We start from the raw sequence: 13,471 nt of genomic DNA on the forward strand, positions 1-13,471 counted from the left end.
CCCCCTGGGAGGCTTATTTTTCTGGCTTTGCTAAGATAAAATGGTAGGCAGAGAGAAACTACCATGGAGGTGCTGATAATGAAAGCCAATGTTCGGCAGCAGGAAAATGCCTATGAGCAGGAAATTAAGCTTCAGGAGCTGATAGAAGCCTACTGGGACGAGCGCAGCGGGGATTTCAGCAGGCTGCGGCTGAAGGAGTTGGCGGGGCCCTGCGGGGCGGCCTGGCGGCAGGTGCTGGCTGAGAAGCTGCCTGAGGGGAAGCTGCAGGTGCTGGATGTGGGCACCGGGGCGGGCTTCCTGGCTATCCTGCTGGCTCAGCTGGGGCACGAGGTGACAGGTGTCGATATGTCTGGTGAGATGCTTCATCAGGCCAAGCAGAATGCTCTGGCGGCAGGTTGCCGTGTGGATTTTTGCAAGGGCAATGCCCAGGTCCTTGACTTTGCAGACAATTCCTTTGATGTGCTGGTCACCCGCAACCTGACCTGGACCCTGCCGGATGTGATGGAGGCTTATCGGGAGTGGCAGCGGGTATTGAAGCCCGGCGGCCTGCTTTTGAATTTTGATTCTGACTATGGACTGGCTCCCTTTGTGAAGAAGGATGAGCCCACGGATGTCCATGCAGGCATACGCAGGGAACTGGTGACGGAGTGCAATGAAATCAAGGACGAGCTGAGGATCAGCACTCACCGCCGTCCCGGCTGGGATGTCGCATTCCTGCGCAGTTTGGGCATGGAAGTGGCTCTGGAGGAGGATATCGGCTCCAGAGTGCATGTAGATGAAAGCATGCAGTTTGATAAGGTGCCGCTGTTCTGCATAGCGGCCCGCAAATAAGAAACAGCCTCCTGGTGAGATCTGGCTCGCCAGGAGGCTGTTTCTATTCTTTGCTGTCTTGAAAGTAAAGCTGCTTAATCTCTTTTTCGGCCTCCTCCAGGCTGGTGGGGCGGAAGCGGATGCCGTAGCCTATGTAGAGGGGGGAGGTGGCGTAGCGGGGGAGGATCTTGACCATGATTTTTTTGTCTCCTTCGTGGTAGAAGAAGATGTTGTAGCTTTGGCCCCGGCGGGAGAAATGGTTCATGAAGTAGTCAACGCTGAGCTGGATGAAGTCGGCCAGGGTGTTTACGCTTTCGGTCTGGTGGAGGCGCTCTGTCTGAAGGTTGATTTCCCAGAAGCCTACCCGGGGTTTTTGGGAAAGGCGCAGGGAAACGCCGTTTTTCTCGGCGATCAGGGGACCCTCGAAGTATTCGAGCAGGGAGAGGCAGCTTCTGTCCAGTTTGGGAAAGCCTACCAGCTGCATGTGGGGGTGGCGGATGGTGCCGCCAGAGAGAGGTCCGAAGTTCTTGAAGAACAGCACGTCTTCATAGCGGCCTGAGTGCAGCAACTTTTGCCAGTGATGGAGGCCGAAGCTGATGAGGTGGCGCATTTTCTCCCGGGAGTAGTCTGGCATATCCGTTTGGCACTCCCGGCCTTCTATCAGGACGAACTGGTCAGCGCCCACGATGACGTTGTATTTGTTCTTCAAAAGAATCATGCCATCTTCTTCGGCGATGATGTCCGTCAGGTGCTCCCGGTCGCAGAAGGGGCAGGCTTCCTCACGCAGGAGGCTGTTGGGTTTCTGTCTGCCGATGCGGGTGTCGAAGTCGATGATGTTCATGGCAAGCCTCCTTTCTGCATTTTGCCTATGGCAAAATCTACTTTGCATCGTAATTGCGTTATGACTCGGCTGTTGCCTCGTCGAAACGCAAATAGGTATATTTTGCCTATGGCAAAATCTACCTATTTGCGTTATAATTCTTCTGTTACACTTTATACAATTATAACGCCAACAAGGAAGTTTTGCCACAAGCAAAACTGAGGCAGATTACTAGGCGGTGTTTTCCATTAACAAGCAAGAAACGAATCAAGAGATAGAAAGCCAGGAGCAGGAGGAAAAGAAGAGCAGCAAGGGCGAGTCCTTCCTGAAGGGCACCTTTATCCTGACCATTGCCGGGTTTGTGGTGAAGGTCATCGGCTCCCTGAACTGGATTTTCGTGTCCCGTATCCTGGGGGGCGAAGGTATCGGCCTTTATCAGATGGCTTTCCCCATCTATTTTCTGGCCATGACCGTGTCCCAGGCAGGCGTGCCGGTTGCTATTTCCATCATCACGGCGGAAAGGGTGGCCCTGAAGGACATCTACGGGGCCAAGCGGGTCTTCCGCATTTCCATGGGCCTGATGCTGGCCACGGGCCTGTTCTTCTCCTTCCTGACCTACTTCCTGGCAGACTGGCTCATCGAGTGGCAGTTTATCCGTGACCCCCGGGCTTATATGTCCGTGGTGGTGCTGGCACCTACGGTGTTCTTCGTGACTTTCCTGGCCAGCTCCAGAGGTTATCTGCAGGGCTGGCAGCGCATGACGCCTACGGCAGTGTCCCAGATTGTGGAGCAGATTTTCCGGGTCATCACCATGATCCTGTTGGCCAGCCTGCTCATGCCCTGGGGACTTGACTATGCAGCTGCTGGTGCCTCCTTGGGCGCTTTGGCAGGTGCGGTGACGGGCCTGATGGTTCTGGTGTATTTCCACATCAAGCTGGACCGGGACATTGAGAGGGACTATGGCAAGGTGCTCACGCCGCCTCCGGGCACAGAGCACGAGTCGGCAGGACACATCATCAAGCGCATTTTCCAGCTGTCCCTGCCGGTATCGGCAGCCAGCATCATGCTGCCTATTGTATCTAACCTGGATCTGATGATTGTACCCCAGCGTCTGGAAGTGGCAGGCTATTCCGTGGGGGAGGCTACGGAGCTCTTCGGTTATCTCACAGGTATGGCCGTGCCGCTGGTGAACCTTTCCTGCCTGATTACGGCTTCCATGGCCATGAGCATTGTGCCGGCCATTTCTGAGGCCAGGGCCCTGAAGCAGAAGGACAGGGTCTACAGCCAGACGGCGGCTTCTGTGCGCATTTCCAACTTCGTCTGCTTCCCGGCTTTTGTCTGCGTGTTCGTGCTGGCTACGCCTATTTCAGCGTTGATTTACAATGCGCCGGGGGCGGGGCCGGCGGTGATGATTTCTGCTGTGAGCATCGTGCTCCTTGGTCTTCATCAGGTTTCTACGGCTATCTTGCAGGGCCTGGGGCATCCCACCATTCCCATGGTGAACATGGTGGTGGCAGCAGGGGCCAAGGTGTTGCTGAACTGGCACCTGACTTCTATTCCCTGGCTGGGCATCATGGGTGCAGCCTGGGCTACGGCGGCAGATATGGGCGTGGCTGCTCTCATCAACCTGGTGTTCATCTACAAGTTCATTGGCTATAAGATGGAAATGGGGCAGCTCTTCAAGACCATTATAGCGGCTTTGGTGATGGCGGCGGCTACCCATGTTTTCTACGTGCAGTCCATGGCCTTGCTGGGGTCAGCCATTGTAGCTACTTTTGGGGCCGTGTTCTTCGGCTGCGGTGTCTACATCGCCGTCATGCTGCTGATTGGCGGCCTGCGTGAAGATGATTTGGTGCGCATTCCCATGATTGGCCGCTTCGGCATCAAGTTCCTGCGGCGCATAGGTGTTTTCAAGACCAAGGCAGAGTAAGGAGGCTATTCTTGCGTAAGTTCGTGCTTTTCTACAACCCCGTCAGCGGCAGCGCCGCCTTCAAGGGCAAGCTTGACATGATGGTAGAAGCCTTCCAGCGCCGGGGAGCCCTGCTGATTCCCTATCGCACCAAGGCAGGGGGCAATGATGGCCTGATAGCTTTCGTGCGTGAGCTGCAGCCGGACGGCCTTATTGCTGCTGGTGGCGACGGCACAGTGCATGAAGCTGCCAACCTCATCATGAAGGGGAAGCTGGATCTGCCCCTGGGGATAATCGGCAGCGGCACTTCCAATGACTTCGCCACCTATCTGGGCATCAACGAGGATTTGGAAAAATACTTCGACACGATAGTTGAGGGTAGGACGCGTCGCTGCGACCTGGGCCTTGTAGGTGAGGAATACTTCATCAATGTGGCCAGCGCCGGCATGATGACCTCCATTGCCCATGAGGTGGCACCAAGTCTCAAGAATGCCCTGGGCAAGAATGCCTATTATCTGAAAGGACTTGGCGAACTGGCCAGATTCCACAGCTGGAACCTCAAGGTACTGGCAGATGGGCAGGCCCATGAAGTTGAGGCTTACCTTTTTGTCATCATCAACAGCTCTACGGTGGGCAGCATGAAGCACGTGGCTGAAGGCGTGGAGGTTGATGATGGGCTGCTGGACTTCCTGGCAATCAGGAAGGTCGGCGTGCCTCAGCTGATGGCAATAGGCAAAGATCTCATCGCAGGACGGCCTGTATCGGAAATGGATGCGGTGCTGCACTTGCAGGCTGAGAGCTTCACAGTCAGCACAGAGGAAGCCTTGGAGAGCGACCTGGACGGTGAAGTGGGGCCTATGCTGCCGCTTACAGTTCGGGCCATCAAGAGGGCTATAGAAGTTTATTGTTGACAAAAAAGGCTCCGCAAGCCAAGCTTGCGAAGCCTTTTGTTTCCCTCTGGTGCGGATGAAGGGACTTGAACCCTTACGCCGAAAGGCACTGGATCCTAAGTCCAGCGCGTCTGCCAATTCCGCCACATCCGCAAAACATGATATATCTTAGCATTTTACCCCTCCTTTGTCAAACAGCTCCCTGTCAAATTTCTTTATCTTTAGGCAGGAAAGGGCTTGACAAACACCGTATAATAATGTTATTGAGGAAAAATGGCGAGGAGGGACAGGAATGAACGTTCGCGAGCAGACTGAGGCGTTTGAGTACGAGTACCTTTCTCCTCAGGCAGCCAAGAGCCGTGAAGCTGAGAGGAAGGAGCCCATGGAGGAGTGCGCTTTCCGCACCAAGTTCCAGCGGGACCGGGACAGGATACTTCATTCCAAGTCTTTCCGGCGCTTGAAGAGGAAAACCCAGGTCTATATCGTGGCGGGGGACCATTATCGCACCCGCATGACTCACAGCCTGGAAGTTTCCCAGATTTCCCGCACTATCGCCCGGGCTCTGCGGCTCAATGAAGATCTGACGGACGCCATTGCCCTGGGGCATGATGTGGGGCACACCCCCTTCGGCCATGCGGGGGAGGCGGCCATGGCCAAGCTCATAGGCCATTTCTCCCACAACGAGCAGAGCCTGCGGGTGGTGGAGTTTTTGGAGCGGGGGGGCAAGGGACTGAATCTCACTGCCGAAACCCGGGATGGCATACTGAACCACACGGGACCGAATCTGCCCAGGACTTATGAGGGCAGGATCGTGCGCACAGCTGACCGCATTGCCTACCTCTGTCACGATTATGACGACAGCATCAGGGCAGGGCTGCTGAAGCCGGGGGAACTTCCCCCGGAGGTCACAGCGCATTTTGGCTCAGATACCTCACAGATGATAACCAGCATGGTGGCGGATATGATTGAAACCTCCCTGGCCAGGGGCGAGATTGCCCAGTCTGAGGAAGTTGCCCATGTAATGGATGTGTTCCGCCGCTTCATGTTCAAGCATATCTACCATTCTGAGGCTTTGGCCCGGGAGCGGAAGCAGGCGGTGTTCGTGCTGCAGGAGCTTTTTGGCTATTATATGGAGAATTTCTCCGAGCTGCCTGATGAGTTCATCGAGCGGGAAGCCCGCTGGGGACGCCAGCAGACGGTGGTTGACTATGTGGCTGGTCTCACGGACAGCTATGCTGTGCAGCTCTTCAAGAGCATCTTTGTCCCTCCGGCGGAACAAATGGTTTAGTAAATTGCTGAGCTGTAGAGGATTTTTATATTTTGCGGTGAATATAGTTAAATTAGGGAATGGTCTGCACAATTTGGGAAATATTTCTCTTAGATACTTTTACGGGCAGGAAAATTCTCTTTTGTATAGAATTTATAGCAGGTGTCGTACTGATGGAATTTGGTTGTAAATCTGGAGGGGTGTGTGTCCGTGGGTGACGGCAGGCTGGACGAATTTGTGGAGCAGGTGCGTTCCCGTTCGGACATCCTGCAGGTGGTACAGAGCTATGTGCCCTTGAAGCGCAAGGGCGGACGCTACTGGGGCTGCTGCCCCTTCCACCATGAGAAGACCCCCTCCTTTTCCGTGGTGCCGGACAAGGGATTCTTCTATTGCTTTGGCTGTCATGCAGGTGGCAATGTTTTCAAGTTCATATCCTTGATTGAGAACGTCACATATTTCGAGGCTATTAAGCTTCAGGCAGAAAAGCTGAATATCCCCATGCCGGAGCGCCCCAGGACTCCCGCTGAGGAGGCCAGGGAAAGGGAGCTAAGTGCTCTTCGGAAAGTCAATGAGATGGCCCGGGATTTCTTCCACAACTGTCTCACCAAGACCGGATATGGCAGGCCGGGGCTGGCTTATTTTGCGGGCCGTGGCATAAGTGAGACGGTGATTGAGGAGTTTTCCCTGGGCTTTGCCCCGGATTCCTGGGACAAGCTTTCCTCCGCTTTCATGAAGCGGGGGGTAAAACCGGAACTGCTCCTCAAGGCAGGACTTGTGTCAGAAAGCCAGAGGGGGGGCGGAGGCGTCTACGACCGCTTCCGGGGCCGGGTCATTATCCCCATTGCCGATGAGCGTGGGCGGGTGGTTGGTTTCGGCGGCCGTGTGCTGGACGACAGCCAGCCCAAGTACCTCAATACCCAGGAGACGGTGCTCTTCAACAAGAGAAAGCTGCTCTTTGGTCTCAACCGTTCCCACAGGGCTATCAAGGAGGCAGGGTATGCCATAGTCGTGGAAGGCTATATGGATGCCATTTCCGTCTTTGGAGCCGGAGTGGAGAACGTGGTGGCCTCCCTAGGCACTGCCTTTACGGTGGATCATGCCAAAAAGCTCATGCGCTATGCGAAGGAAATTTATTTCTGCTACGATAGCGATGAAGCAGGACAGCAGGCCACCATACGGGCTCTTTCCATAGCAGCCAGGGACACGGGGGCGGTGGTGAAAGTCATCACCGTGCCCGATGGCAAGGACCCCGATGAGTTCATCAGGAAACATGGGGCTGAGGCTTTCCGCGCCCTGGTGAAAGAGGCCAAACCCTTGGTGGACTACCGCATTTCCTATGTGCTCTCCCATGTGCCTTATGACACGCTGGAGGGCAAGGGAAGAGCTCTGCAGGAAATCATGCCTGTGCTGACAGGCGTCAGCCAGGCTCTGTTGGGGGAGTACGTCAAGAAGCTGGCCCAGACCCTCATGATAGACGAAGGGCTGGTGCTGGAGGAGCTGCGCCGCTACAGGAAAACTCCGGTGGAGATGGTGGAGCCGGAACGGGCTCCCATCAGGCAGGCTGTCCGGGAAAAGGACACCGCTGCCAAGAGGGCAGGCAGGCTGGTCATCAGGTCGGCCTGGCAGGACCCGGGGATAATTCTCCACACCCTGACGGTGGTGCCCCTGGAGGGCATAGCAGACCCTGTGCAGCGCGAAGTGCTGTCCTTCCTGCAGGACTGTGCCACTAGTGGAGAGCGTCCTGAGGATGCTTCCCTGCAGGGTCGCCTGTCAGAGGAGGCGGCAGCAGAACTCTCCCGCGCCCTGGTGGAAGACCTTGGGGGACGGGAGGAGGCCGAGGCCTATACGGATTCCCTGCGGAGTCTGAGGAAAGCCTATCTTGAATCCCGGTACCTGGCCCATACGGAGAAAGCCGAGGCAAAGATGCAGGCCGGGGACATGACATATCTTGAGGAACTGAATGAGGTTAAGAGAATCAAAGATGAAATGGATGGTATGTGAATTGTATTTTATGATGGAATTTGCTGGTCAGGAAAGGAGGGAGCTCAATGGCTGATGTACGCAGTGCCGCTGCGGCTATGGGCAAGAACCGCAGCTCCGAAATCATCGCCAATCTGCTCTCTAAAGGCAAGAGTAATGGCGGGACCCTCACTTATGGGGAACTGGTGGAAGCCCTGCAGACACAGGATCTTTCTCCTGACGAAATTGATGATATGTATGATACCTTCAGCAAGAAGGGCATTGAGATTGTAGATGATTCCGGCTCCGACAATCAGGAAGAGGAGCCTATAGATGAGGAAGAGGTAGAGATTGACCTCTCGGTCCCCGAGGGCATCAGCATTGATGACCCCGTGCGCATGTACCTGAAGGAAATCGGCCGCGTGCCCCTGCTCACGGCTGAGGAAGAGGTGGCTCTGGCCAAGCGCATGGAAGAGGGGGACGAAGAGGCTCAGAAGCGCCTGGCGGAGGCCAACCTGCGCCTGGTGGTCAGCATAGCCAAGCGCTATGTGGGTCGCGGCATGCTGTTCCTGGATCTCATTCAGGAGGGCAACCTGGGTCTTATCAAAGCTGTGGAGAAGTTTGACTACAACAAGGGGTATAAGTTCAGTACCTATGCTACCTGGTGGATTCGTCAGGCCATTACTCGCGCCATTGCAGACCAGGCCCGCACTATCCGCATTCCCGTGCACATGGTGGAGACCATCAACAAGCTCATCCGCGTGTCCCGCCAGCTCCTGCAGCAACTGGGCCGCGAGCCGCAGCCAGAGGAAATTGCCAAGGAAATGGACATCAACGTGGAGCGCGTCCGGGAAATCATGAAGATTGCCCAGGAGCCTGTTTCCCTGGAAACTCCTATCGGTGAGGAGGAGGATTCCCATCTGGGAGACTTCATCGAGGATCAGGACGCACCGGCTCCTGCCGATGCCGCCTCCTTCATGCTCCTGAAGGAGCAGCTGGAAGAGGTGCTTGAAACCCTTACTCCCCGCGAGGAAAAGGTATTGCGCCTGCGCTTCGGTCTTGATGACGGCAGGGCCCGTACCCTTGAGGAAGTGGGCCAGAGCTTCGGGGTCACCCGCGAGCGCATCCGCCAGATTGAGGCCAAGGCCCTGAGGAAGCTCAGGCATCCCAGCCGCAGCCGCAAGCTGAAGGATTTCTTAGACTAAATAGCAAAGACTCCCTATGTGCTGATTAAGCCATAGGGAGATTTTTTGTGTATGCTATGTTTCGCCTTGAAGGAGGCAACGGCCTTTGCTACAATGGAGGAAAGATAAGTAAATGGTATGAGGAGGCGGTGGAAATGAAGCAGCATTACGTCATGCCCGTGGGTGTTGATGACTTCCGGCAGGTGCGGGAAAAGTATTACTATGTGGACAAGACGGATTTCATCAGGACACTCATAGACGGCCATGCTGCGGCCACTCTCATCACCAGGCCACGGCGGTTTGGCAAGACACTGGCCATGAGCATGCTCTATTACTTCTTTACTATGAAAGAAGCGGAGCGGAACAGGGCGCTTTTTGAGGGCACCGAGGTAGAGGCCGCTGGTGAGCGGTACATGGCGGAGCAGGGCACGAAGCCGGTGGTGTTTATCAGTCTCAAGGATATCAAGCAGCCGCACTACAAGGGCATGGTAGAAATGTTCGGTTCTGCCATGCAGGACATTTATTATGAATTTGTCTATCTGATGGAAGGGGATGTTCTTCCGCCCCATGAGAAGAAATATTTCCAAAGTGTGTTGGACAAAACGGCTTCAGAAGTTGACCTGCAGCTTTCTCTGAAGAAACTCACGGTTTTTCTGGCAAGATATCATCAAAAGTCTGTACTGGTGCTCATTGACGAGTATGATTCGCCTATACAGGCCGCCTGGGATAATGATTACTATCCTGCGGCTATCAATTTTATGCGCAATTACCTGAGTTCTGTGCTGAAGTCAAATCCTCATCTGGATTTCGCTGTCTTGACGGGGGTGTTGCGCATTGCCAAGGAAAGCATCTTCAGTTCCCTGAACAATCTCAAGGTAGCCAGCGTAGCCGCAGGTGGCTTGGAAGAGGTGATGGGGTTTACTCATGCAGAAATAGAGCAGATGGCAAAGGACTTCGGCGTGCCGGAAAAGTATGAGGAGATAAAGACTTGGTATGACGGATATAACTTCTCCGGCAAGGAAATTTATAATCCATGGTCAGTGGTAAGCTATTTTGAAAACAACTGTCAGGCTGCCGCATATTGGGTCAATACCTCCGGCAACAGCATTTTGAGGCAACTGCTGGAAAACGCCACTACTGCTCAGACAGAAGAACTAACAGGGTTGCTGCATGGTAATACTGTCTCGGCGGAACTGATGGAGGGTATTATCTATAGTGATATAAGCGAAAACAGCGACGCCCTTTATTCGATGCTTTTGAATACAGGTTATCTCACCATGGTGGATTATCCAGATCCCTACACGGGTGATGACGGCACCATGAGGATACCGAACTGGGAAATCCGCACCCTCTTCAAGAAGGAAGTCATGCGCCATTTGTCGGGTATAGGTTCGGATTCGAAAATGCTCAAAAAGCTTTTGAGCAGCCTGCTGGCTGGCAATGCGGCAGATTTCGAGGAGAAACTGTCCGGCTTCCTGCAGGCCATGGCCAGCTTCTATGACACAGGCGCCAAGGAAAGCTTTTACCACGGCCTGGTGCTGGGCTTGCTGGCAACCCTCATGCCGCGTTTCGAGGTGTTGAGCAACCGGGAGAGCGGCTACGGCAGGTTCGACATCGCCATCTTTCCGGGCAAGAACCAGACGGCAGGGGCGCTTCTGGAGTTTAAGGTGGCGGAGAGTGAAGCAGATATGCCCCAGCGGGCCAAAGAAGCCTTGGCGCAGATTAAGGAAAATGACTACGCCGCAGAATTCCAGCGGCGGGGGATAAGCGAGCCGTGGAAATACGGCATTGCCTTCTGCGGGAAGAAGTGCCATATTGAGAGGAAGGTTTGATTTCCAGTTAATTTTCATAAGCATCTTGACACAGATAGTTGAGGTGCCTATAATGTTATCTGTTGTGAGTTTTATTCCTCGATAGCTCAGCCGGTAGAGCACCTGACTGTTAATCAGGCTGTCGCAGGTTCGAATCCTGCTCGAGGAGCCATTATGAATACACAAGGGTGTGACGGAGGCGTTGCGCCCTTTTTCTTTTTCTTGTATTTGCGGAGGAGGTATCCTCATGGGATTAGATGATAGATTGCAGGCCCTGGCTGATTTTGTGGAGCCGGGGAGCCGGGTGGCTGATGTGGGTACGGACCACGGTTATCTGGCCATAGAACTGATCAAGTCCGGCAAGGCGGATTTCGTCATTGCCAGTGACAAGAACTCAGGTCCCCTGGAGGCAGCGGGCAGGAGCCTGAAGATGGAGGGGCTGACAGAGAAAATCACCCTGCGGCTGGGGGACGGCGTGCAGGTCTTGAAGCCAGGAGAAGTAGACACCGTGTGCCTGGCAGGCATGGGGGGCGTCCTCATGACGGAGATACTGGCAGTGAGGCCAGAAGTGGTTGAGGGGTTGAAGTATCTCATCCTGCAGCCCATGAACGGGGCGGAGGAATTGCGCCGCTGGCTTTACCGCAACGGCTGGCATATCGTGGATGAGGCCCTGGCCGTGGATGACGGGCGCATTTACGAGATCATCAAGGCAGAGCAGGGCAGGAAGCGCTATCCAGCCCCTGTGGAGCTTTTGATAGGCCCTAAGCTCTGGGAAAAGAAGCCGCCCCTCCTGCGTCACCATATCGAGCAGCTGCTGTTCCAGCAGAAGCGGGTGGCTTCGGGCATGGAGAAAAGTCCCCGGGCCCAGAAGACCAAGAAGTATGCCAAGGTATTGGACCTTATCAAGGAGCTTGAAGGGAGGCTTTACTGGTGAGCAAAGCTGTGAAGTGCCAGCAGGTCATGGAAGCCTTGGAGCGCATTGCACCCAAGAGGCTGGCAGAAGAATGGGATAATCCAGGTCTGTTGTTGGGCAGTCCCGCTCAGGAAGTGCATAAAATACTCACCTGCCTGGATGTGACCGATGAGGTAGTGGCTGAGGCTGCCTCTTTGGGGGCAGATATGATATTGGCCCACCACCCTATGATTTTCAAGGGCATCAAGAAGCTGCGCACGGATCTGCCCTTAGGTGCAAGATTGCAGAAGCTGATGGTGCATGGCATTGCCGTGGCTGCTGCCCATACCAATCTCGATACTGCCGAGGGCGGCGTGAACGATGTGTTGGCAAAGGCCATTGGCCTTACGGATATCCAGCCCTTTGCCGCCAAGGCCGAGGAAGGGGCAGAGCCTACCCTGGGACGCATTGGCTATCTGCCTGAGTCCATGGCGATAGAAGATTTTGCCCGTCAGGTGAAGGAAAACCTGCCTGTGGAGTATGTGCGACTGGTCAGGGCAGGGGACAAGGCGGTCAAGAAGGTGGCCCTTTGCAGCGGGGCTGGTGCTGAGTTTATTGCCAAAGCTTCCTTCCTGGGGGCGGATGCTTATGTCACTGGGGATGTGAAATATCATGAAGCCCAGCAGGCAGTGGAAATGGGCATCCATGTCATAGACGGCGGCCACTTCGGCACGGAGTTTCCTGTGGCGGCAGTATTGGCGGAGCGGCTGAGGGAAGAACTCTCCGGGCTTAAGGGAGAGGTTGAAGTGGTGACTGATACCCTTTCCCGTGATGTGTTTGCTGTAATTTAAGTTTTATCAGGCAAGGAAGCCGCAAGAAAGAGTGAAAGAGATTTATGGCTAAAGCGGAAGTTAAGAAGCAGTGCATGCGTTATTTCCAGATTTTCCTGGGCTGCTTCATTGTCTGCATGGGCTTCAATCTGTTTTTGATACAGGCCCATCTGCTGACAGGGGGCTTGTCGGGTGTGGCCCTGATTATTTACTATCTGACGGGTATTCCTGTTGGTATGCAGAACATTGTCTACAACCTGCCTATCATCTACCTGGCTTACCGGGTCTTTGGCAGGCTCTATGCCGTGGACACCATTCTGGGCACGGTGCTTCTGTCGGTGATCTGGGATGCCACGGCCTTTCTGCAGTCTGCGGTGCATATCACCGGGGACACCATGCTGAACGCCATCTTCGGCGGCGTGCTGGCGGGCATTGGCTTCGGCCTGATTTTCCGCTCCAACGCCAATACCGGCGGCCTGGATGTGGTGGGGGCTGTGGTGAAGAAGTTCTGGTCCATTGACGTGGGCACGGTGATATTCGTGCTGAACTTCGTCATCGTGCTGGGGTCCTCCTTCATCTTCAGCCTGGAGGAAGCCCTCTACACTTTGGTGTCCATATATGTGACGGCGGAGCTCACCAACCGGGTGGCGGCAGGCTTGAACCGGGAGAAGAGCATCATGATTGTTTCTCCCCGGGCTCAGGAAATCTGCAATGACATCCTGGCCAATGTCCACAGGGGTGTCACCATCATCGAGGGCAAGGGAGGCTTTGCCCGGGAGCAGAAGGAAATCCTCTTCGTGGTGGTGCGCCTCACCCAGGTGAGCCGGGTGAAGACCATTGTGGACCACTATGACAGCGAGGCTTTCATGATCGTGTCCAACACCTCTGAGGTGTCCGGCAAGGGCTTCACTTTGGAGTGCGAGAGCTACGAGGAGGCCTTGAAGAAGTGGCACGAACAGCGCTGTCTGGAAGAAAAATTGTGACTTCTGACAGTTGTTTTTGCGCCGTGGACAGGCTTAGTTGATGGTTGACGCTATGGCCGATAGTGTTCTATAATTATTGTCAGCTGTAAACTGCAAATTTCAATCATCCCCGCTGC

The 13,471-nt window shown here is 54.7% G+C and carries 11 protein-coding genes and 2 tRNA genes; 11 read left to right on the forward strand and 2 right to left on the reverse strand.

Annotation, left to right across the window (positions count from 1 at the left end):
- The first annotated feature begins 78 nt into the window (after window positions 1-78).
- Window positions 79-831, forward strand: a complete 753-nt coding sequence (locus tag BLW59_RS02150; RefSeq protein ID WP_074695786.1) for a class I SAM-dependent methyltransferase — start codon at window positions 79-81, stop codon at window positions 829-831.
- A 43-nt stretch (window positions 832-874) separates the two neighbouring features.
- On the opposite strand, the gene BLW59_RS02155 is transcribed toward BLW59_RS02150, so the two are convergent.
- Window positions 875-1,651, reverse strand: coding sequence for a DUF4931 domain-containing protein (locus BLW59_RS02155; protein WP_318258230.1), 777 nt, complete (start codon window positions 1,649-1,651; stop codon window positions 875-877).
- Between the two features lie 226 nt (window positions 1,652-1,877).
- On the opposite strand from BLW59_RS02155, the gene BLW59_RS02160 reads away from it, so the two are divergent.
- Together BLW59_RS02160 and BLW59_RS02165 are read left to right on the forward strand one after the other, a co-directional pair.
- Complete coding sequence (locus tag BLW59_RS02160; protein ID WP_318253646.1) at window positions 1,878-3,560, forward strand: polysaccharide biosynthesis protein; 1,683 nt, start codon at window positions 1,878-1,880, stop codon at window positions 3,558-3,560.
- A gap of 11 nt (window positions 3,561-3,571) precedes the next feature.
- Window positions 3,572-4,450: a diacylglycerol/lipid kinase family protein gene (locus tag BLW59_RS02165; protein WP_074695790.1), complete on the forward strand. Its 879-nt coding sequence runs from the start codon at window positions 3,572-3,574 to the stop codon at window positions 4,448-4,450.
- Window positions 4,451-4,497: 47 nt separating this feature from the next.
- Here BLW59_RS02165 and BLW59_RS02170 read toward each other — a convergent pair.
- Window positions 4,498-4,582, reverse strand: a tRNA-Leu gene (locus BLW59_RS02170).
- A gap of 139 nt (window positions 4,583-4,721) precedes the next feature.
- On the opposite strand from BLW59_RS02170, the gene BLW59_RS02175 reads away from it, so the two are divergent.
- The 8 genes from BLW59_RS02175 to BLW59_RS02210 all read left to right on the forward strand — a co-directional run bounded on the left by BLW59_RS02175 (window position 4,722) and on the right by BLW59_RS02210 (window position 13,355).
- Window positions 4,722-5,717 (forward strand): deoxyguanosinetriphosphate triphosphohydrolase, encoded by a 996-nt coding sequence (locus BLW59_RS02175; RefSeq protein ID WP_074695792.1) that lies wholly within the window; start codon window positions 4,722-4,724, stop codon window positions 5,715-5,717.
- Window positions 5,718-5,906: 189 nt separating this feature from the next.
- Window positions 5,907-7,697, forward strand: a complete 1,791-nt coding sequence (gene dnaG, locus BLW59_RS02180; protein WP_074695931.1) for a DNA primase — start codon at window positions 5,907-5,909, stop codon at window positions 7,695-7,697.
- A gap of 77 nt (window positions 7,698-7,774) precedes the next feature.
- Window positions 7,775-8,860, forward strand: coding sequence for an RNA polymerase sigma factor RpoD (gene rpoD / locus BLW59_RS02185; RefSeq protein ID WP_029545294.1), 1,086 nt, complete (start codon window positions 7,775-7,777; stop codon window positions 8,858-8,860).
- 134 nt (window positions 8,861-8,994) lie between these two features.
- On the forward strand, window positions 8,995-10,671 hold the full coding sequence (locus BLW59_RS02190; RefSeq protein WP_175463337.1) for an AAA family ATPase: 1,677 nt from the start codon (window positions 8,995-8,997) through the stop codon (window positions 10,669-10,671).
- A 75-nt stretch (window positions 10,672-10,746) separates the two neighbouring features.
- A tRNA-Asn gene (locus BLW59_RS02195) sits at window positions 10,747-10,822 on the forward strand.
- A gap of 75 nt (window positions 10,823-10,897) precedes the next feature.
- On the forward strand, window positions 10,898-11,584 hold the full coding sequence (locus tag BLW59_RS02200; protein ID WP_074695794.1) for a tRNA (adenine(22)-N(1))-methyltransferase: 687 nt from the start codon (window positions 10,898-10,900) through the stop codon (window positions 11,582-11,584).
- Complete coding sequence (locus tag BLW59_RS02205; RefSeq protein ID WP_318258232.1) at window positions 11,581-12,393, forward strand: Nif3-like dinuclear metal center hexameric protein; 813 nt, start codon at window positions 11,581-11,583, stop codon at window positions 12,391-12,393. The genes BLW59_RS02200 and BLW59_RS02205 overlap by 4 nt, the downstream gene beginning before the upstream one ends.
- Before the next feature lie 44 nt (window positions 12,394-12,437).
- Window positions 12,438-13,355 carry a YitT family protein gene (locus BLW59_RS02210; protein WP_029545289.1) on the forward strand — a complete coding sequence of 306 codons (918 nt, stop codon included), beginning with the start codon at window positions 12,438-12,440 and terminating at the stop codon, window positions 13,353-13,355.
- Window positions 13,356-13,471: the final 116 nt, after the last annotated feature.

Source organism: Selenomonas sp. KH1T6 (genome assembly GCF_900108415.1).
GTDB classification, from domain to species: Bacteria; Bacillota; Negativicutes; order Selenomonadales; family Selenomonadaceae; genus Selenomonas_B; species Selenomonas_B ruminantium_A.

Excerpts from the sequence above, each read along its gene's own strand:
- BLW59_RS02210 (WP_029545289.1), top strand. The coding sequence starts at position 12,438 with ATGGCTAAAGCGGAAGTTAAGAAGCAGTGCATGCGTTATTTCCAGATT.
- BLW59_RS02175 (WP_074695792.1), top strand. The coding sequence starts at position 4,722 with ATGAACGTTCGCGAGCAGACTGAGGCGTTTGAGTACGAGTACCTTTCT.
- rpoD (WP_029545294.1), top strand. The coding sequence starts at position 7,775 with ATGGGCAAGAACCGCAGCTCCGAAATCATCGCCAATCTGCTCTCTAAA.
- BLW59_RS02190 (WP_175463337.1), top strand. The coding sequence starts at position 8,995 with ATGAAGCAGCATTACGTCATGCCCGTGGGTGTTGATGACTTCCGGCAG.
- BLW59_RS02150 (WP_074695786.1), top strand. The coding sequence starts at position 79 with ATGAAAGCCAATGTTCGGCAGCAGGAAAATGCCTATGAGCAGGAAATT.
- BLW59_RS02200 (WP_074695794.1), top strand. The coding sequence starts at position 10,898 with ATGGGATTAGATGATAGATTGCAGGCCCTGGCTGATTTTGTGGAGCCG.
- BLW59_RS02155 (WP_318258230.1), bottom strand. The coding sequence starts at position 1,651 with ATGAACATCATCGACTTCGACACCCGCATCGGCAGACAGAAACCCAAC.